The organism is Sphingopyxis sp. BE235, from assembly GCF_031457175.1.
Classification (GTDB): Bacteria; Pseudomonadota; Alphaproteobacteria; order Sphingomonadales; family Sphingomonadaceae; genus Sphingopyxis.
This window is the reverse complement of sequence record NZ_JAVDWC010000008.1, coordinates 59,254-77,369: the sequence shown is the minus strand read 5'-3', so window position 1 is coordinate 77,369 and position 18,116 is coordinate 59,254. Positions and strand designations below refer to the sequence as shown.

Below are 18,116 nucleotides of genomic sequence, written 5' to 3'. Positions count from 1 at the left end.
AACCAGTCGGCCGACTAAATCCCCGGGATGAAGGGGTCCTTTTTGCACGCCGATCACCCCACGAAGGGGGTGCCTATTGCACGCTGATCCTCAGCTTCTGCCATTCGGCTGTGCGGGACCGACCGATGCCGACAGCAACCTTCCCGAGCGTTGGAGTCTAGGCGATGACGACGGAATTCTTCGCATTTCGTTCAAGCCCACGGCATGGCGGGCGGACGACTGGGGGTTGGACGACCAGGCCGCAATCGATGCGGCCGAAGGGTTCTGGATCGCTCGCCCATGGTCAACGGGCGACAAATGCCAGCCGCGCGGCGATCAAGCCACCGTGCAGGGCGCCGATCCGGTGACGCTACCCGGCCAGTCATTGGCTATCGCCCAAATTTTCCGAGACGAAGCGGACCGCGATGGCTGGCGAAGCGGGCGGGCATTTGACGTTGTGAAGCGTGTGGATACCAAAGATTTCGACGGTTCGCAGGGGTTCCGGCTGCGCGTCACTGGGCGCATCGAAAATATCGCGGGCGGCGCGCCCATTCGCTGCGTCCAGCCAGGGGGCAGCGAGCAGCGGCCGCGATGCCTGATCGGCGCGCGGATCGACACCGTCCGGATGGAAGACCCGGCGCGCGACGAAACCTTGGCGACCTGGTCGATTACGCGGCAACCGTAACGGCTGAAATTCCGGTCCCGGCGCCACCGGCGTAGCAGCTTGCGCTTTGGGCGGTGCTGCCCCCCGCCGTTCAGCACGGCCCGTCCTGCCTGATGCACCACTCGGCAACAACGACTTTGAAACATCACGCGCGGGGCTCGACTGTGCGCGCACCCGGAAATCAGGAGAAAATTTATGGAAAAGCCTTTTGGCTTTGTCGCCACGCTGTGCGCCCTTGGAGCGGTGCCGATAGCTGCCGCATCGGCGCTTGCCCAGCAGTCGGCTTCGATGCAGCCCGTCGCATCGATTGCCCCGGGCGCCAAAGTGTATGACAATGCCGGCCAGCAAGTCGGTACCGTCGCTCAGATCGCGGGTGACAAGGTCGCGGTCGCCGTCGGGAACAACGGCATCGTCGTGCCGCTCCAGGCATTGGTTCAAACCGAAAAGGGTCCAGCCCTGAACGCGTCGAAGGCCGAAATCCTTGCGTCGGTCGAACAATCGGTCAAGGAAAACGCTGCGGCGCTGAATTCCGCGCTCAAGGCGGGCGCCGAGGTTCATAGCGCAGGTGGGAGCAAGGTGCTCGGCACGGTCAAGCAAGTTGGCGACAATTCGGCGACGCTCGCGACCACGGCGGGAGACGTGAAAATTCCGCGCAACCTGCTGTTCGTATCCAAAGCGGGGTTGGCGACAAACCTTACTGCCGGCCAATTCGAGGAAGCGGTGCGCAAATCCCTGGCTGCGAGTGCTCCACCGTCGCAGTGATTTTGCAAGGAGAGAATGGGTGAGTTTTCGCTCGACACTGGCCGTGGCAAGCGGCGCATTGCTTATCGCTTCGCCCGCCGCGGCAGGGGAGAAGATTCCCAACGATATGGCAAGGTGTACGGGCAATGGTACTGCGGTGCTCGCAACTGTTCGTGGGATCAAGCAGGCGCAAGGCACCATGCGTGTCCAAAGTTACCGCGCCACAAAAACCGATTGGCTCAAAAAGGGGCGATGGCTAAAACGGATCGATGTCCAAGCAGCCGCAGGAACCATGCGGTTCTGTATTCCGGTGGATGCGCCGGGTCGATACGCGATCGCGGTCAGGCACGATCTCAACGGCAACGGAAAGACCGACATTTTTTCCGATGGCGGCGGGATGTCCAACAACCCGTCTATATCGGTCTGGAACCTGGGCAAGCCGAGCTACAAAAAGGTCGCCTTCCAGGTGGATGGACGCACTGCAATCCGTATCGACATGAAATATATGTAGCCCCGCATAGCCGATAGCCCTCGATCAGCAATGTATCGCACCCCGCCCTTTTCCTGCCAACCGGCGAAGAGCGGTCGCAAGCCACGCGCAGCGATTCCTCGTCAAGCCCGCCGACATTCCGCTTCGGCGTAATCAGGTAGATTCCAATACTCGGTTGGAAACAGTCTGATTCTCGAAGTAAAGCTTGAATAGCGGACGCAAACTAACGAATTAGACCCAACGCTTCCCAACGCATAACGCCCATCCTAGGCCCCGTCGGGCCGGGAGTCGACGAGCCGCATGAAGGTCTCGTCCGCTTTCGGCGGGGACAGCATCGGCTTCCTGCGGCCGGAGAAGCGATCAGGCTCGCGCTCTTCACCCGGCTGAGTGCGGTGCAGGAATATCTGGCAGATCGGCATGCCGGGATAGATTTCCAAAGGGACCTCGCCGACATTGGCAAGCTCGAGGGTCAGGCAACCGGAAAACTGCGGATGGATGCCAGCCGCCGTTTCGATCACCAGACCGTGGCGGCCCAGCGAGGATTTTCCGGTGACATAGCCCGACAGGCTCGCAGGCAAGCGCAGCCATTCGAGCGTCACCCCCAGCACGAATCGTCCGGGGTGCAGAACATAGTTCGACCCGAAGGGCACAAAATGTTGCTTGGTTCGCGACGTTTCCGATGGTTCGTCAGAGTCGCGCGGAATGCGGCCGACGAGTGAAACTGACGGCGTGCGGGTTTGCTTGAACGAACGAAACCACCGGCCGAGGCGCAGATCGATCGAGGTTTCACCCTTGCGAAGGAGTTCGTCGCGCTCGGGCCAGGGCACGACGGTCAGCCGCTCCTCCTTGGTCTGATGTTCAAGAGCCCCGACGATCTCGGCAGCGCTAAGCATGGGCTTCGACTCTCAGCTTGAATTCGGACACTTCGACCGACTTGAGCATCAGCTCGTTCAGGATCTTGTATTCGGCAATGTCCTGATCGAGCGACAGACCGCCACGCTCGCGCAGCAGGAGCCAGCCCGCGGTCACGATTTCAGGCAAGGTTGCACCCTCGCCATCCGGAACATGCTGTCGCAGCGATGCCAGCACGCGATCGGCTGCATCGGCCGTCGGCGGGGTGATGCCGTGATCTGCCAGAATATTGAACGTGATCGCGCGCAGGGCCGGATAGATTTTTGCGACCGCCGCATCGGCAAGCCTGATCACCGCACCGTCGGCGAACTTCAGCGGGATCGAGTCCCCCCAAGCCTCGAAAAGATCGGCTTCTGGAGCGATCCCTAGCTCTTCCGCCGCCTCGATGAGATAGCGCACCCGATCGATACTCGACGGATAATAAGCGGAACGCATGCCCCATCCCGGTGCGAGAAAGTATTCATAGGCGTAGAGAAAGGACCGGCCGAAAATAAACAGGCCGAATAGGTCGCAGAAGATTTCTTCGAGCTGCTTGATAGCTGACCGCAGCACCGCGTCGCGCAGCTTCGCGAGCGCGACGCCGTCAACGCCGAGCTCGTTGGAAACCAAACTTGTTTCGGCAGGCATATCGTCGAGCGTCTGGGCGATCGCAGCCACCAGATCCGCCATGAGCTGATCCTTGAGCTGCTTGCTCCGCCACGCCGAGTGACCGATCTCATGGCCAGCGAGAGGAACGATCAGGACATTGTCCGATTCCGGCGCGGGACCGCCGACGAGCGCGAAGCCGGGCAGCCAGTCGAGGGTCATTGGATAAGTGAAGGGGACGAACTTCCATTCGGATGACATGATCAGGCGTGCGTCAGGGCTGACCGCCGTTTCGACGAGGCGCTTGAGCGGAAAGTGCATCTCGAACGCGTTGCGCACGTTCGTGGAGCGCAAAATGAAGCCGAGGATATCGGTGTATCGCGATACCATGAGGCTGGTTTGCGCACATGCCTCATTGACGCTCGCCTCGCTCGCTTCAGGCGTCAACCGCTCCAGCACTTCGCGAAGCTCGAGCGAATATCCCTTGATGAAAGTTAGGGCATCCTTGCCGTCCAGATGGGCGAAATCGGATGTGCCCAACTCCGCAATCTGATCGATGAACGCCCTCAGTCTACGACGGGCGGAAGCCAGCCGAAGTGTCTTCGCTGAGGGGAGACCGCTCGTGGATGTCAAAGCCATCTTCTCCCGCCAGTTCCTGGATCAGCTCTTGATGCAGCGCTATGCAGACCGGCAGGAGCGATGCGGCTGCATCGACCTGGCCTTCGGCGACCGCGCTCAGCTGCTGGCTGACCGTCTTCATATATTCTTGGATATTCTCGACTTCGCCGTCGGGTGCGCTCGAGGCCATGCGGTACAGTCGCTCGAACGACTCATAATAGCCGGGTTCGACGAAGCGGAACTGGAGGGTGCAGGCGCTCGGCTCCGAATTCTGTCGGAGTGCGGTCGCGAGGTTGGTGAAGACGTCGGGGTTGCTGTCCAGCCCGGCATTCATCCGCTCAAGCTCGACGATCGATCGCAGGGCCAGATTGGAAAGACTATATTTCGAAAAGGATACAAGGCTTTGCTGCATGACCGAGGAGCCCCTTTTCTCCAGTTGGTCGGTGACCATGCTCTGATCTCGCACGACCGTTCTTACAGCATAGTAAATGACTCAAACTGAGTCAAATTGACTTAGATCCATGCTGACGGCGAGCCAGCGTTCGGCAAGTTCCGCGCGGAATATTATTGCCGCGGCGCGGCTTGGTTTCAGATCACGCGCGATTGCATGCGCCTTGAACGCCACCTTGGTTTCGTGGTCGGACTGATGCGCGACTATTTTCTTCTTTCCCTGCCCGCCAAGGTCGCGATCGTAGAGCACTCGAAGCACAGCAAGCCGGTCGCGCCTGAGTTCCCGGACAATCAGCAGATTGGCAAGCGCCGTGACATCGAGCCGAAGTTCGGCGGCATATTGCTGGAACGCGCTCGCCTCACCGTCCGAAAGATAGCCGAGAATCTGTGCCATGGCCTAGAAAAGCGAGAGGCTGTGCTGGGCGGGGAGGTAGACTCGGCGCTGAAGCGTTGCAACGGCGTGCAGAAGCACGAGCGTCTGGTGGCGGCTTCGAAAGGATTCGGCGATGAACTCCTGACGGTCGCCATTCGCGTCGAGAAAGCTGACCGTCCGCGGCCGCGTCATCCGGCGATCGGGAATCAGCCGGGCAAAGGCTTCCCGCGAGCGGATTTCCCTCGGCCAGGCCATCGCTGGAAAGCGCGCTTCGAACGACGGCGACGCGACCACGCGACGCAGGCTGCTGACCGATTGGTCGAACGTTTCCTCGATCGGCGGATTGAAGATCAGGACCGCGCAGACGCGGTCGCTCGCCATTACATATCGCCGGGCTGTGGCATAGACCGAGGCGCCATAACGCTTGGCGAGTTGCAGCGGCGCCGCCATGCCGAACGTCAGGTCGCCTGCTTCCTCGGCGAAGATGTCCATCTGGAACAGGACTTCGGAGGCGAAGACATTTGCCTCGCGTTCGAACTGCGCCTTGATGAACGGATCGAGCGTCATCCGGCAATCTTCGAACAGGCCGAAGATGCTCTGCCATTCGAGCAGCGCGTGACCGCCCTCGTGGAGTTTCAGGAAGGGAAGCTTGGCGTCCGGCGTTTCGGGATCGATGAAGGCGATGCGCGACCGGGGGTCGAACACACCCCATGCTTTCGACAGCGCGGTGAGCAAGGCCTTGCCGGCGTTTTCCGCCTTGCGGCGCAGCTTCGCGAGATAGCCCTCGTCGATCGCCAGCGGGACCATTTCGATCCGGGCTGCGGCCATGATGTCGTCGACGGGCGTGGGAAAGATGCCGAGAGCGCCGCCGTCCCGCAAGGCGCGGTCGGCGGCGGCCCGGATGGCGACGAGTTGTTCGTGCGAAACGCTACAGTCGTCTGCCAGCATTATTTCTTCTGACGTCGCAGAAAGCCGAGGAAAGCCAGAAGCTGGTCTTCCTCGTCGGAGGTCAGTTCACCCAGTACGGACGTGGCCATTCTGTTGAGCGGTTCTTCCGCCTCGGTCAGGAAGCCGGCCCGCTTCATGATTTCGTGATAATCGAGCTTATAGGCATTCGAAAGCCGGTGCAGCATCATCGCCGACGGCTTGTCGATATTCCCATTCTCCAACTGGCTGAGATAGCCGTTCGAGACGGTGCCTTCCGTCAAGCGCTCGACTTCCCGGAGCGAGAGGCCGCGCGATTGGCGCACTTTCTTCAGAAATCCCCCGAGATCAGTTCCCTCCTCATCGATTGTCCTTTCATCGGTCATAAATCACCCATCCTAGTTTTTGGGGACCAAGAACCTAGGCGCGGGCGCTAAATTTGTCAAGCACATCTTAGCCCCCTTGACAACTTAGCACTGCTTCGCCAATTTAGCACCACAGCCGCCGCTGTTGGCCCGCTGAGTACAAGGATCTGTTTATGGATACCCACAACCACCCCCGCGATCACAAGGACGACGATCCCGAGATCGTGATCATCAACAACCGCACCGGCGCGGATGTCGACGTCGAGATCAAGCACGAGAAGGGTCACGACATCGTCATCGTCGATATCGTCGATGTCGAGGAATGCGGCCGCGCCAACCAGCCGCCGCCGCACGCGCACCGCTACAAGGTGAAGATCGACCACATCTACCACGTGTTCGATCGCCGCTTCGTCACCGGCCGCGAAATCCTCGTCGCGGGCGGCAAGACGCCCATCGAGAAGTACGAACTCGAGAAGCGCCTCCACGGCGGCCACTATGTCTCGATCGCCGTCGACGAAAAGGTCGACCTCGGCGAGTGCGGCATCGAGGTCTTCGAGACCTTCCCGCTCGACGAGACCGAGGGCTGATCGCAATGCGCCGGGAGTTCAACCTCGGTCCTGACGACATCCGGGTGCTCGAAGCACTCGGATGTCCTTGGGAAACCATCGCCCAGGGCGGGGCGCGGTGGCTGCTCCTCCGGCAGCACCCCATCCCCGAAGGCTATAACGTCGCGCAGGCGGACGTCGCGATCCGTCTCGACGCATATCCCGCCGGCATGATCGACATGGTCTATTTCAGCCCGCCGCTGAGCCGCGCCGACGGCAAGGTCATCAACAACCTCAGCGCGCTGTCGATCGACAACCGCTCGTTCCAGCAATGGTCGCGCCACTACCCGTGGCGGCAGGGGGTCGACTCGCTCTGTACCCATCTCCGCCGCGTTCGCGCCTGGCTGAAGAACGAATTCAAGAAGCGTTAGGAAGGATAAGGGTCATGCACATCTTGCGCCTGAGCCAGTCGCAGCACGCGACGCTCGCAAGCCACCTGTTCGACGGCACCGGCCTCGAAGCGATCGTGGTGGGCCTGTGCGGCCGCGCCATGATCGACGGCCGCAGCGTCTTTGTCGTTCACCGGATTGTCGAAATCCCGTCGGACGAATGTCTGCGGGCGCCGGACCGCATCACCTGGCCGACGTGCCGCCTCAAGGCGCTGCTCGCCGAGGCGCGCGCAAACAACCTGGCGATCCTCAAGATCCACTCGCATCCGGGCGGTTACCGGCAGTTCTCCTCGCAGGACGATGCCTCGGACCTCGACCTCTTCAACGCCGTGGGCCTCAAGGTCATCGGCGAGCATGTGAGCGCGATAATGCTGCCCGATGGGTCAATCTTCGGCCGCCGCGTCGGCATCGGCGGGCCACGCGGCATGCTCGACCGCGTGTCGGTGGTCGGCGACGATATCCTCATCTGGCCGGGCCGCCCGAGCCTGGCGCGCGCCGACTTCGACGTTCGTCACCGCCAGATGTTCGGCGATCACACGACCGAAAGCCTCGGCTCGCTCAGCGTCGGCGTCGTCGGCGTGTCGGGCAGTGGGAGCCCGACGGTTGAGATGCTCGTCCGTCTCGGCGTCCGCCGGATCGTGCTGATCGAGCCCGATCATGTGGAGGCGAAGAATCTCAACCGTATCTATGGCGCGACCCGCCGTCACGCGGTCGCCGAGGTCAATAAGGCGCGGATGATGAAGGGCCATATCGACCGCATCGGCCTCGGCACGAAAGTGGAAATCGTCGAAGGTTTCGTCGACAGCCCCGAAGCGATCGCCCGCTTAGCGACGTGCGATGTCCTGTTCGGCTGCATGGATTCGATCGAGGGCCGCGATACGCTGAACCGCATCGCGACCTTCTATACGCTGCCCTATTTCGATCTCGGCGTGCGCATCGATGCCGATGGCAGCGGCGGGGTGAACGCGGTGTCGGGGGTGGTGCACTATATTCAGCCGGGCGGCTCGAGCCTGCGCTCGCGCGGCGTCTATTCGGAGGCCGAACTGCACGCCGATGTGCTGCGCCGCACCGATCCCGATTTCTACGAGGATCAGGTCCGCCGCGGCTATGTGCGCGGCATCGTCGTCGATCGCCCCGCGGTGATCAGCATCAACACCATGGTCGCATCTATGGCCGTGAACGAGCTGCTCGCCCGCCTCCATCCGTTCCGCACTCGTCCGAACGGCGACTTCGCCATCCAGCGCATCTCGATGTCGCACGGCCGCATCATCCTGCGCCCCGACGGCGAACCCGACGCCAATCTCGCCAGCCACGTCGGGCTGGGAACGACCAACCCGCCGCTGCTGCTGCCCCGCCTAGGCGGCCCGTCGTGATACCCGGACGCAAACTGCTCTGCCGGCTCCTCGCAGCATTCGGCATGGTCCGCTGGAAGATCGGCGGGTGGCGCCGCCCCGCGATCGTGAAACAGGAGGTCGGCGACGTGCCATCCCGGCTCGCGCGCAACATCCTCTATGTCCGCCGCGGCGCCGATGGTCCGGCCTTCGGTTATCTCGCCTGCCCTTGCGGCTGCGGCGAAACACTGCACCTTCGTTTTCTCGGCAAGCGCTTTCCGCGTTGGACGCTGGAGACTGACGGAAAAGGACGCGTGTCGCTTCGCCCGTCGGTGTGGCGAACGACTGGCTGCGAGAGCCACTTCTTCGTAACCGCCGGGCAAGTTCGCTGGTGTGCGCCGGGATCCTACCGGGCGTTCGACTAAAAACGGGCGCGTTGCTGACGGGAGCTTCGAAATGCTCGAAGGGCAGGTTTCGGGCAGCGACTTCGCGGCTTGCTACGAGCTGGATCAGGTGCAAACCGGCCGCATTCCTATTATAACATTTACTGGCCGAATGTACGCCCTCCGGTACAATTTGGACCGCCCGCCCCTTCACAAACCTCCCAGCCCCCGCCGAGAGCGCGGTGGATTTCGACCACAGACAGGAGATGGTCTGTGCGCGCCGCAACGAGCGTCGCTTCGGCTTCGTACAGGCTGCGTTCGGCATCGAGAACGTCGAGATATTGCCCCTCGCCCTCGCGAAAGCGAAGCGAAGCCATCCGCGCTGCCTCGCGGCTGGCGCCGACCTGCTGGTCGCGCTTTGCTAGGCTGGTCCGGATCGCGCCATAGGCCGTCAGCGCATCTTCGACATCGCGAAGCGCGATCAGAACGGTCCGGTGATAGTCGATCAGCGCCGCATCGGTGCGGGCATCGGCGACGCGGACCTGCGCGCGCAGACGCGGCATATCGAACACCGCCCAATCGAGGCTGGGGCCGTCAGAGAAAGCGAGCGCGCCGCCAGTGAACAAGGATTCGAACCCGCCGGCGAGAAGTCCGATGAAGCCAGACAGGCGCACCGTCGGGAACAGTTCGGCCTCGGCGACGCCGCGCCGTGCAGTGGCGGCGGCGAGCGCGCGTTCGGCGGCCGCGATATCGGGCCGTCGCCGCAACAGGTCGGCGGGCGCGCCGACGCTGATCTGCGCGATCTGCGGCAGGCTGGTCGTTGTCGCGGTCGGCCCTGCGAAGCTTTGCGGTGTTTGGCCAAGCAGCACGGCAAGAGCATGATGCGCGGTGCCGATGCGCTGTTCGATCCCGGGTAGCGTCGCTTCGACGGCCGACAGCGCAGCCTCGGCGCGAACGATGTCGAAGCGCCCGCCCGCACCGGCACGTTCGAGCTTGCGTGTGACGTCGTGCGAGCGCCGCTGGGTTTCGATCTGGCGGCGTGCGATCGCAAGCGCGGCTTCGCTTCCGCGCAGTTCAAAATAATGGCTGGCGACGTCGGCGGTGACCGCGGCGCGAGCGGAGCGTAGCAGCGCCTCGCCGCCGCCGACCTCTGCCTCGGCGGCCTCGACCCCGCGGCGGACGCGTCCGAACAGGTCGATTTCCCACGACGCTTCCGCTCCGAGGCCCAATGCATCGCCCTCACGCGCCTGACCGCCCGGACGCTCGGCATCGGCCAGACGGCGACGCTGATAGGAGGCATCGACACCGCCGCCGGGAAGCTGTCCCGCACGCGATACGCCCGCGAGTGCGCGCGCCTCGTCGAGCCGCGCGACGGCGAGCCGCGCATCGAGGTTTGCGGCGAGCGCCTCGGCAATCAGGGCATCGAGCGCCGGGTCGCCGAACAGTTTGCACCAGGCGGTCTCGACAGCGGCATCTTCGACGCCGACCGGCTGCGCGGCATAAGCTCCGGGTGCCTCGATCTGCGGCGGAACATAGTTGGAACCAGCGGTGGCGCACCCGGAAAGACCAAGGAGAAGAACGGCGGGCGAAAGCTTGGCGATCGATTTCATAGGGTCAATTCCTGCGGCTTGGTGTCCGGGCTTGAAGGGCGCCGCGCCTCGCGCCGCAGAACGGCCTTGCGGATCGCGACGTAGAAGAGCGGGGTCAGGAAGAGGCCGAAGAGCGTCACCCCGAGCATGCCGGCGAACACCGCGAGGCCCATGGCCTGCCGCATTTCGGCGCCCGCCCCCGTGGCGATCGCCAGCGGAACCGCGCCGGCGATAAAGGCGATCGACGTCATCAGGATCGGACGCAGCCTCAATCGGCAGGCCTCGAGCGCTGCGGCGAGCGGATCGAGGCCTTCATTTTCCTGCGCACGCGCGAACTCGACGATCAGGATCGCATTTTTCGCGGCCAGCCCCACGAGCACCACAAAGGCGATCTGCGTGAAGATGTTGATGTCACCCCCAGTCAGCCAGACGCCGACAAGCGCGCTGAGCAGACACATGGGCACGATGAGCAGGACCGCGAGCGGCAGCGTCCAGCTGTTATATTGCGCCGCGAGGATCAGGAAGGCGAGCAGCACCGCGATCGGGAAGACATAGAGCGCGGCATTGCCCGCGGTCTTTTCCTGATAGGTGAGGTCGGTCCACTCGAACGTCATGCCCTCTGGCAGTTCGGCGCGCGCGATCCGTTCCATGGCGGCGACCGCCTGTCCGGAGCTGAAGCCCGGCGCGGGACCGCCGCTGATATCGGCCGAGGGGAAGCCGTTATAGTGGATCACACGATCTGGCCCTGCGCCGGGTGCGGTGGTGACCAGCGTCGCGAGCGGGACCATGTCGCCCTGCGCGTTGCGGAGTTGAAGCCGCCCGACCGCATCGGGCTGCGCCCGCGCGTCGGCTTCGGCCTGCGCATAGACCTGATAGGTCCGACCGAAGCGGTTGAAGTCATTGACGTAGAGCGAGCCGAGATAGACCTGCATCGTCTCGAACACGTCGGTCATGGCGACCCCCTGGGCTGCGGCCTTGGTCCGGTCGACATCGACCGAAAGTTCGGGCGAGGCGACATTATAGCTGGTCATCAGCCCGGCGAGCGCGGGCTCCCTGGCGGCGGCGGCCATTACCTTGGCGCTGGCCGCGGCGAGCGCTTCATAGCCCGCGCCCGAGCGGTCCTCGATCTGCATCTTGAACCCGCCGGTGGCGCCCAGACCGGGAACCGGCGGCGGCGGAAACACGCCGACGAAGCCGTCGGGGACCGCCGCATATTTGCCCTGCAGCCGCCCGGCGATCGCCCCCGCCGCCATGTCCGGCGACGTGCGCTGCGAGAAGGGATCGAGCATCACGAACATGACGGCGGCGTTGGGCACGTTGACGAAGCCGTTGATCGACAGGCCGGGAAAAGCGACGACGCTTTCGACGCCGGGCTCGGCCAGTGCGATCTTCGAGACCTGCTCGGCCACCGCCTGCGTGCGGTCGAGCGACGCGCCGTTCGGGAGCTGAACGATGCCGACGAGATAATATTTATCCTGCGCGGGGACGAAACCGGCGGGCAGCTTGTCAAAGGCGAACCAGGTCAGGCCGAGCAACCCGGCATAGGTGAACCCCGCGACCGCACCGCGCCGGATGACGCGCTGGACGCCGCCGACATAGGCGAGCGAACCGCGGTCAAAGGCGCGATTGAATGGCCGGAACAGCCAGCCAAAGCCCTTGTCGATCGCGCGCTGGAGGCCATCGCGCGGCGCATCATGACGCCTGAGCAATATCGCGGCGAGTGCCGGCGACAGCGTCAGCGAATTGACCGCCGACAAGATGGTCGAGATCGCAACGGTGAGCGCAAACTGGCGATAAAATTCGCCCTGCAAACCACCCAGAAAGGCGGTGGGAATGAAGACCGCGGCGAGGACCGAGGTGATCGCGATGATCGGCCCGGTGACCTCCGCCATTGCCTTGCGCGCGGCTTCGCGCGGGGATTCGCCAAGCCCGATATGGCGCTCGACATTCTCGACGACGACGATCGCGTCATCGACGACAATACCGATCGAGAGCACCAGCCCGAACAGCGACAGCGTGTTCAGCGAAAAGCCGAACAAATACATGACCGCCAAAGTCCCGACCAACGAAACGGGCACCGCGACAAGCGGAATGATCGACGCACGCCATGTTTGAAGGAAAAGGATCACGACGAGGACGACGAGCAGGGTCGCCTCGATCAGCGTGACGATCACGCTTTCGATCGAGGCTTCGACAAAGATCGTCGGGTCATAAGCGATGCGATGCTCCAGCCCGTCGGGAAACTCGCCCGAGAGCCGCTCCATCGTCGTCCGGACCTCGGCCGCGGTGTCGAGCGCGTTGGCGCCGGGGCTTTGCAAAATCTGCAGCGCGATCGCCGGTTCGCCGTCGAGCAGCGAGCGCAGCGCATAATCATTGGCGCCCATTTCGATCCGGGCGACCTCGCCCAGCCGCGTAAGCTGGCCGTCAGCGCCGGTCTTGACGACGATTGCGGCAAATTCTTCTTCGGTCGCGAGGCGGCCTTTGACATCGAGCGCGACCTGCTGCGCGGCGGCGGGGTTGGGCTGACGCCCGACGCTGCCCGCGGCAACCTCGACATTCTGTGCGCGGATCGCGGCCACGATATCGCTCGCCGTCAGCCCGCGCGAAGCGATCCGCGCCGGGTCGAGCCAGACGCGCATCGAATATTCTCCGGCGCCCCAGACCACCACATCGGCGATCCCGGGAATGCGCGCGATCTCGTCGCGGACCTGAAGCAGCGCATAGTTGGAGATGAAGAGCGGATCATAGCGTTTCGATGGCGAGAGAAGATGCACGACCATCAGTGCATCGGGCGCGACCTTTTGCGTGGTGACGCCGAGCCGCTGCACCGTCTCGGGCAGCCGCGGCAGCGCGCGCGACACCCGGTTCTGGACCTGAACCTGCGCAAGGTCGGGATCGGTGCCCTGCGCGAAGGTGACCGTGAGCGTCATCCGGCCATCGGTGGCGGCCTGGCTCGACATATAGAGCATGCCTTCGACGCCGTTGACGGCTTGCTCGATCGGGCTCGCGACCGTCTCGGCGATGACGTCGGGCGACGCGCCCGGATAGGCCGCAACGACGGTCACCGTCGGCGGCGCCACCGCCGGATATTCGCTGAGCGGAAGCCGGAGGAGCGCGAGCAGTCCCGCGATCAGCAGGAGCACCGACAGCACGATCGCGAAGATCGGCCGGTCGATGAAAAATCGGGGGAAGTTCATCGTGCGGCCTCCCGCTTGACGCTGCTTTTCTGGACGCCATTGCCGCGCGGCATCGGCACGATCTGGGGTTTGACCGCCATGCCGGGGCCAGCGAGCCCCTTGACGACGACGCGGTCGCCGGGCCGCAAGCCCGTCTCGACGACGCGCAGGCCATCGACGACGGGGCCGAGTGTCACAGGGCGATATTCGGTCATATTCTTTTCGCCCAGCACGAGGACGAAGCGCCGCCCCTGTTCGACGCCGATCGCGAGGTCGCTGACGAGCAGTGCGCGGCGTGCATCATCGGTCGCGACATCGACCTCGGCGAACAGGCCCGGCGCCAGACGTCCGCCCGGATTGGGCAGGACCGCGCGCGCGCGGATCGTCCCCGTCGCGCGGTCGAGGCGGTTGCCGATGAAGTCCAGCCGCGCCGTTCGGGTGCTTCCATCTTCGAGGCGGACGCCGACCTTGGCCTCGGCACCATGGCCGCGCCGATCGGCGAGCGAGCGGAGATAGGTCGCCTCGTCGACATCGAATTCGACGTGGAGCGGATCGACCGAGACGATGGTGGTGAGCGGCGTCGCCGCCTCGCCGCCAGCGACCAGATTGCCGCGGGTGACGAGAATCTGGCCGACCCGGCCCGCGATAGGCGCCTCGACGCCGGCATAGCGAAGGTCGAGCGCGGCCAGCCGTTCGGCGGCGCGCGCCGACGCGACCTGCGCTTCGCGTTCGCGCAAGGTCGCGGTCGTCACGTCCGAGCGTTCGCGCCCGGCGACCCCCTCGGCAACCAGCCTGCGCGCACGCGCATCCTCGGCCTGCGCGAGCCCCAGCCGCGCTTCGGCTTCACGCGTCGCCGCCCGCGCCGCGGCGTGCCGCGCGGCGAAGGGCGCATTATCGAGGCGAAAAAGGATCTGCCCGCGCCGGACGATCTGCCCCTCGGGAACGCTGATGTCGGCAATATAGCCCGAGACGCGCGGCTTGAGATCGACCGTCTCGACCGCGGTCAAGCGACCGGTATAGGTCGAACGCGGCACATGATCCTGCACGACGACCGATGCGGCGAGCACCATCGGCGGCCCCGGCGCAGTGGCCTGTTCGCCGCCTTCCGGCCCGCGCACCCAAAGCACCACCAGCCCCGTCGCCAATATCGCGCCCAGCGCCGCGGCGACCCTCGATTTCCGCATCTCAACCTCCGAATCCTTGCTCGCCGATCCGGATGGATGGCGAGCTCATATTTCGGGGGGTGCGGTTTTCCATCGTTGGAGGGTCAAGAGATTTTCTTCGTCGGCGTCGAATGCATATGAATCCGTAGAAGACACCGCGCCTATTAGTAGGCGGAGCCGAGCGGTAATAGTAATCTAGCGTGTGGCGACTGCGTTGGTCAGGACTATGTCCCGCGAAGAATCAGGAAAGGCCCCTCCGCATGCGGAAGGGCCAAATGATCCCGAGGCCAGGCTAGTGCGTGCGGTTCGATGAACTCGAGGCATGGCGCCGGGCGGATTGTCCGCCGGACCTGCCGAAGCGCCGGGGTTCGCGCGGTTGGAGGCGCGGCGTCGCGCCCCCCTCTTCCGCCAGCCCCTCGATGATCGGGCAATCGGGCCTGTCGTCACCGTGGCAATGATCCGCCAGCGTCTCGAGCGTCCGCACCATGGCTTCGATCTCGGCCATTTTTTCCTTGAGCCGCTCGATATGTTCGAGCGCGAAAGCCTTGACGTCGGCGCTGGCGCGGCTTCGGTCGGACCAAAGACCAAGCAGCTCGCCGATTTGCTCTACAGTAAAGCCGAGATCGCGCGCGCGCCGAATGAAGCGCAGGCGGTGCACGTCGGCGTCGTCATAGTCGCGGTAACCCGAGTCCTGACGCGCAGCCTTGGGGATGAGACCCGTCTGTTCGTAATAGCGGATCATCTTTGGAGAGACGCCCGATATTTTCGCGGCGCGGCCGATGTTCATGCCGCCTCTCCTTCTTTTCCCTTGTCGGCGGCGATCACCGGCCGGAAGGTCTTCAACCTGAGTGCGTTGCTTAGCACGAAGACGCTCGACAACGCCATCGCGCCGGCGGCGAACACCGGCGACAGCAACGTATCGTTCAGCGGATAGAGCGCCCCCGCGGCGACGGGAATCAGCGCCGCATTATAGCCGAATGCCCAGAAGAGGTTCTGCTGGATGTTGCGGATCGTCGCCTTCGACAGCGCGATCGCATTGACCACTCCGCGCAGGTCACCCGACATCAGCACGACGTCGGCGGACTCGATCGCGACATCGGTGCCGGTGCCGATCGCCAGGCCGACGTCGGCCTCGGCAAGCGCGGGGGCGTCGTTGATGCCGTCGCCGACGAACGCAACCTTGCGGCCGCCAGCACGCAGCCGGTTCATCGCATCGACCTTGCCGTCTGGCAGCACTTCGCCGACGACTTCGTCGATCCCGAGCGTGCGCGCGACGGCATCGGCCGTCGCCTGATTGTCGCCGGTGATCATCGCGACCTTGAGCCCGAGGGCGTGGAGTGCCCGGATCGCCTCGGGCGTCGTGTCCTTGACCGGATCGGCGACCGCGATCACCGCGGCGAGCTTGCCATCGATCGCGGCATAGAGCGGCGTTCGGCCCATCGCCCCGAGTTCGCGGGCCTTAGCAGCAAAGGCCGAGACATCATGTCCCAGCCTGGTCATGAAGCGGTCGGCACCGACCTGCGCCTCGCGGCCGCCAACCCTTGCCGATACGCCGTAACCGGGAATGGCTTCGAACGCCTCGGGCGATGAAACATCAAGACCCCGCGCGTTCGCGGCCGCCACGATGGCTTCGGCGATCGGATGCTCGGACTGGCTTTCGACGCTCGCGACCAAGGCAAGCACTTCGTCGCGCCCGAAGCCTGCGGCCGGTTCAAGGTCGGTCAGTTCGGGTCGCCCCTTGGTCAGCGTACCGGTCTTGTCGAGCGCGATGACGGTCACGTCGCGCAGCGTCTGGAGCGCTTCGCCCTTGCGGAACAGCACCCCCAGTTCGGCGGCGCGCCCGGTTCCCACCATGATCGATGTCGGGGTCGCGAGCCCCATCGCGCATGGGCAGGCGGTAATCAGCACCGCGACCGCATTCACCAAGGCGAAGGTCAGCGCCGGATCGGGGCCGAAGATGAGCCAGACGAGGAAGGTCAGTCCCGCGATCCCCATCACCGCGGGGACGAACCAGGCGGTCACCTTGTCGACCATTGCCTGGATCGGCAGCTTCGACCCTTGCGCCTGCTCGACCATGCGAATGATCTGCGCCAGCACTGTGTCAGCGCCGACCTTGGTCGCGCGGAAGGTGAAGGCGCCGGTCTTGTTGATCGTGCCGCCGACGACGGCTGCGCCTGCCGCCTTGGCGACCGGAACCGGCTCGCCGGTGATCATCGACTCGTCGACATAGGAATTTCCGTCGACGACTTCGCCATCGACCGGCACGCGTTCGCCCGGGCGCACCTGGACGATATCGCCGGTCCGGACATCGGCGAGCGCGACTTCCAGCGCCGTGCCATCGCGCATGACGCGGGCGGTTTTCGCCTGAAGCCCGACCAGCCGCTTGATCGCCTCCGACGTCCGGCCCTTGGCCTTGGCCTCGAGATAACGACCGAGCAGGATCAGCGCGACGATCACCGCCGCCGCTTCATAATAGACATTGGCGGTGCCGGGCGGCAGGACGCCGGGGGCAAAGGTCGCGACGAGCGAATAGCCCCAGGCGGCGCTCGTCCCCAAAGTGACGAGCGAGTTCATGTCGGGGGTGCCGCGCAAGATCGCGGGAATGCCCTTCTGGAAAAAGCGCAGCCCGGGCCCGAAGAGCACCAATGTGGTGAGGACGAACTGGATCAGCCAGCTCGTCTGCATCCCGATCGTACCCATGACGAAATCATGGACGGCGGGGATGAGGTGCGAGCCCATCTCGAGGATGAACACCGGCAGTGCCAACACCGCCGCGAGAAACAGCGAACGGCGCAGGCTGCCTAATTCCTGCTCGCGCGCCGAAGCTTCCTGGTCGGACGATGTGCTGTCGCTCTCAATCCGGCGCGGTTCATAGCCGGCGCCACGGATCGCCGCCTCCAGATCTTCCAGCGACGCGATGCTGGCGCGATAACGAATGCTGGCCTTTTCGGTCGCCAGATTGACGGTGGCGCTGCTGACCCCCGGCACCTTGGACAGTGCCTTTTCGACATGCCCGACGCATGAGGCGCAGGTCATGCCCGCGACGCCGATTTCCACATCGGCCTCGGGCACCTCATAGCCGGCGCGCTCGACTGCTTGCACGACGGCACCGGGATCGGACGCTCCAGCGAATGTCACGTCGGCGCGGTTGGTCGCCAGATTGACGGCGACCCCGGTTACGCCCGGCAGCTTGCCGATCGCCTTTTCGACATGGCCGACGCAGGAGGCGCAGGTCATGCCGGCGACGGCGACGCTCAGACGCTCCGGCCCGGTGGTGGGAACATCGCGCTTCCGCCTCAACTCGATAACATCGGACATCATATTTTTCTCCGGATTTGCTCGTTCGACCGGAATGTGGGGCTTCCAACGATGGGAAGGT

At 64.2% G+C, this 18,116-nt stretch carries 18 protein-coding genes; 7 read left to right on the top strand and 11 right to left on the bottom strand.

Annotated features, from left to right (window positions below; genetic code table 11):
* Nucleotides 1-76: 76 nt before the first annotated feature.
* The 3 genes from J2X38_RS22615 (at nt 77) to J2X38_RS22605 (ending at nt 1,895) form a co-directional block, all read left to right on the top strand.
* The gene (locus tag J2X38_RS22615; protein ID WP_310257597.1) at nt 77-664 is read left to right on the top strand and encodes a hypothetical protein; all 588 of its coding nucleotides are present in this window, start codon (nt 77-79) and stop codon (nt 662-664) included.
* A gap of 174 nt (nt 665-838) precedes the next feature.
* Nucleotides 839-1,405, top strand: coding sequence for a hypothetical protein (locus J2X38_RS22610; protein WP_286748917.1), 567 nt, complete (start codon nt 839-841; stop codon nt 1,403-1,405).
* 19 nt (nt 1,406-1,424) lie between these two features.
* Complete coding sequence (locus J2X38_RS22605; protein WP_286748919.1) at nt 1,425-1,895, top strand: DUF2141 domain-containing protein; 471 nt, start codon at nt 1,425-1,427, stop codon at nt 1,893-1,895.
* 245 nt (nt 1,896-2,140) lie between these two features.
* On the opposite strand, the gene dcd is transcribed toward J2X38_RS22605, so the two are convergent.
* The 6 genes from dcd to J2X38_RS22575 all read right to left on the bottom strand — a co-directional run bounded on the left by dcd (nt 2,141) and on the right by J2X38_RS22575 (nt 6,122).
* Nucleotides 2,141-2,767 carry a dCTP deaminase gene (dcd, locus tag J2X38_RS22600; RefSeq protein WP_310257595.1) on the bottom strand — a complete coding sequence of 209 codons (627 nt, stop codon included), beginning with the start codon at nt 2,765-2,767 and terminating at the stop codon, nt 2,141-2,143.
* A complete protein-coding gene (locus J2X38_RS22595; RefSeq protein ID WP_310257593.1) occupies nt 2,760-3,911 on the bottom strand; it encodes a hypothetical protein in 1,152 nt (383 codons plus the stop codon). Before J2X38_RS22595 ends, dcd begins: the two co-directional genes overlap by 8 nt.
* A gap of 31 nt (nt 3,912-3,942) precedes the next feature.
* Nucleotides 3,943-4,401, bottom strand: a complete 459-nt coding sequence (locus tag J2X38_RS22590; RefSeq protein WP_310257592.1) for a hypothetical protein — start codon at nt 4,399-4,401, stop codon at nt 3,943-3,945.
* An 81-nt stretch (nt 4,402-4,482) separates the two neighbouring features.
* Complete coding sequence (locus J2X38_RS22585) at nt 4,483-4,833, bottom strand: hypothetical protein (RefSeq protein ID WP_310257589.1); 351 nt, start codon at nt 4,831-4,833, stop codon at nt 4,483-4,485.
* A 3-nt stretch (nt 4,834-4,836) separates the two neighbouring features.
* Nucleotides 4,837-5,760 (bottom strand): ImmA/IrrE family metallo-endopeptidase, encoded by a 924-nt coding sequence (locus J2X38_RS22580; protein ID WP_310257587.1) that lies wholly within the window; start codon nt 5,758-5,760, stop codon nt 4,837-4,839.
* Entirely contained in the window at nt 5,760-6,122 is a 363-nt protein-coding gene (locus tag J2X38_RS22575) for a helix-turn-helix transcriptional regulator (RefSeq protein WP_310257585.1), read from the bottom strand. The genes J2X38_RS22580 and J2X38_RS22575 overlap by 1 nt, the downstream gene beginning before the upstream one ends.
* A gap of 152 nt (nt 6,123-6,274) precedes the next feature.
* Between J2X38_RS22575 and J2X38_RS22570 the strand changes: the two genes are divergently transcribed.
* The 4 genes from J2X38_RS22570 to J2X38_RS22555 are packed head-to-tail and all read left to right on the top strand — an operon-like array spanning nt 6,275 to nt 8,851.
* A complete protein-coding gene (locus J2X38_RS22570; RefSeq protein WP_310257583.1) occupies nt 6,275-6,688 on the top strand; it encodes a multiubiquitin domain-containing protein in 414 nt (137 codons plus the stop codon).
* A gap of 5 nt (nt 6,689-6,693) precedes the next feature.
* Nucleotides 6,694-7,077 carry an E2/UBC family protein gene (locus tag J2X38_RS22565; protein WP_310257581.1) on the top strand — a complete coding sequence of 128 codons (384 nt, stop codon included), beginning with the start codon at nt 6,694-6,696 and terminating at the stop codon, nt 7,075-7,077.
* A gap of 14 nt (nt 7,078-7,091) precedes the next feature.
* On the top strand, nt 7,092-8,468 hold the full coding sequence (locus tag J2X38_RS22560; RefSeq protein ID WP_310257580.1) for a ThiF family adenylyltransferase: 1,377 nt from the start codon (nt 7,092-7,094) through the stop codon (nt 8,466-8,468).
* Nucleotides 8,465-8,851: a DUF6527 family protein gene (locus J2X38_RS22555; RefSeq protein WP_310257578.1), complete on the top strand. Its 387-nt coding sequence runs from the start codon at nt 8,465-8,467 to the stop codon at nt 8,849-8,851. The genes J2X38_RS22560 and J2X38_RS22555 overlap by 4 nt, the downstream gene beginning before the upstream one ends.
* Nucleotides 8,852-8,970: 119 nt before the next feature.
* Here the strand turns inward: J2X38_RS22555 and J2X38_RS22550 are convergent, their stop codons facing one another.
* From J2X38_RS22550 to J2X38_RS22530, 5 genes are all read right to left on the bottom strand, one after another.
* Nucleotides 8,971-10,419, bottom strand: coding sequence for an efflux transporter outer membrane subunit (locus J2X38_RS22550; protein WP_310257576.1), 1,449 nt, complete (start codon nt 10,417-10,419; stop codon nt 8,971-8,973).
* Nucleotides 10,416-13,595 carry a multidrug efflux RND transporter permease subunit gene (locus tag J2X38_RS22545; protein ID WP_310257574.1) on the bottom strand — a complete coding sequence of 1,060 codons (3,180 nt, stop codon included), beginning with the start codon at nt 13,593-13,595 and terminating at the stop codon, nt 10,416-10,418. Before J2X38_RS22545 ends, J2X38_RS22550 begins: the two co-directional genes overlap by 4 nt.
* The gene (locus tag J2X38_RS22540) at nt 13,592-14,758 is read right to left on the bottom strand and encodes an efflux RND transporter periplasmic adaptor subunit (protein ID WP_310257572.1); all 1,167 of its coding nucleotides are present in this window, start codon (nt 14,756-14,758) and stop codon (nt 13,592-13,594) included. Before J2X38_RS22540 ends, J2X38_RS22545 begins: the two co-directional genes overlap by 4 nt.
* Nucleotides 14,759-15,029: 271 nt before the next feature.
* Nucleotides 15,030-15,524: a Cu(I)-responsive transcriptional regulator gene (gene cueR / locus J2X38_RS22535; RefSeq protein ID WP_286750108.1), complete on the bottom strand. Its 495-nt coding sequence runs from the start codon at nt 15,522-15,524 to the stop codon at nt 15,030-15,032.
* Complete coding sequence (locus J2X38_RS22530; RefSeq protein ID WP_286750110.1) at nt 15,521-18,055, bottom strand: heavy metal translocating P-type ATPase; 2,535 nt, start codon at nt 18,053-18,055, stop codon at nt 15,521-15,523. Before J2X38_RS22530 ends, cueR begins: the two co-directional genes overlap by 4 nt.
* Between the last annotated feature and the right edge of the window lie 61 nt (nt 18,056-18,116).

Coding starts and splice junctions, on each gene's coding strand:
- J2X38_RS22540 (WP_310257572.1), bottom strand. CDS start 14,758: ATGCGGAAATCGAGGGTCGCCGCGGCGCTGGGCGCGATATTGGCGACG.
- J2X38_RS22580 (WP_310257587.1), bottom strand. CDS start 5,760: ATGCTGGCAGACGACTGTAGCGTTTCGCACGAACAACTCGTCGCCATC.
- J2X38_RS22590 (WP_310257592.1), bottom strand. CDS start 4,401: ATGCAGCAAAGCCTTGTATCCTTTTCGAAATATAGTCTTTCCAATCTG.
- cueR (WP_286750108.1), bottom strand. CDS start 15,524: ATGAACATCGGCCGCGCCGCGAAAATATCGGGCGTCTCTCCAAAGATG.
- dcd (WP_310257595.1), bottom strand. CDS start 2,767: ATGCTTAGCGCTGCCGAGATCGTCGGGGCTCTTGAACATCAGACCAAG.
- J2X38_RS22585 (WP_310257589.1), bottom strand. CDS start 4,833: ATGGCACAGATTCTCGGCTATCTTTCGGACGGTGAGGCGAGCGCGTTC.
- J2X38_RS22575 (WP_310257585.1), bottom strand. CDS start 6,122: ATGACCGATGAAAGGACAATCGATGAGGAGGGAACTGATCTCGGGGGA.
- J2X38_RS22545 (WP_310257574.1), bottom strand. CDS start 13,595: ATGAACTTCCCCCGATTTTTCATCGACCGGCCGATCTTCGCGATCGTG.
- J2X38_RS22570 (WP_310257583.1), top strand. CDS start 6,275: ATGGATACCCACAACCACCCCCGCGATCACAAGGACGACGATCCCGAG.
- J2X38_RS22565 (WP_310257581.1), top strand. CDS start 6,694: ATGCGCCGGGAGTTCAACCTCGGTCCTGACGACATCCGGGTGCTCGAA.
- J2X38_RS22610 (WP_286748917.1), top strand. CDS start 839: ATGGAAAAGCCTTTTGGCTTTGTCGCCACGCTGTGCGCCCTTGGAGCG.
- J2X38_RS22530 (WP_286750110.1), bottom strand. CDS start 18,055: ATGTCCGATGTTATCGAGTTGAGGCGGAAGCGCGATGTTCCCACCACC.
- J2X38_RS22550 (WP_310257576.1), bottom strand. CDS start 10,419: ATGAAATCGATCGCCAAGCTTTCGCCCGCCGTTCTTCTCCTTGGTCTT.
- J2X38_RS22560 (WP_310257580.1), top strand. CDS start 7,092: ATGCACATCTTGCGCCTGAGCCAGTCGCAGCACGCGACGCTCGCAAGC.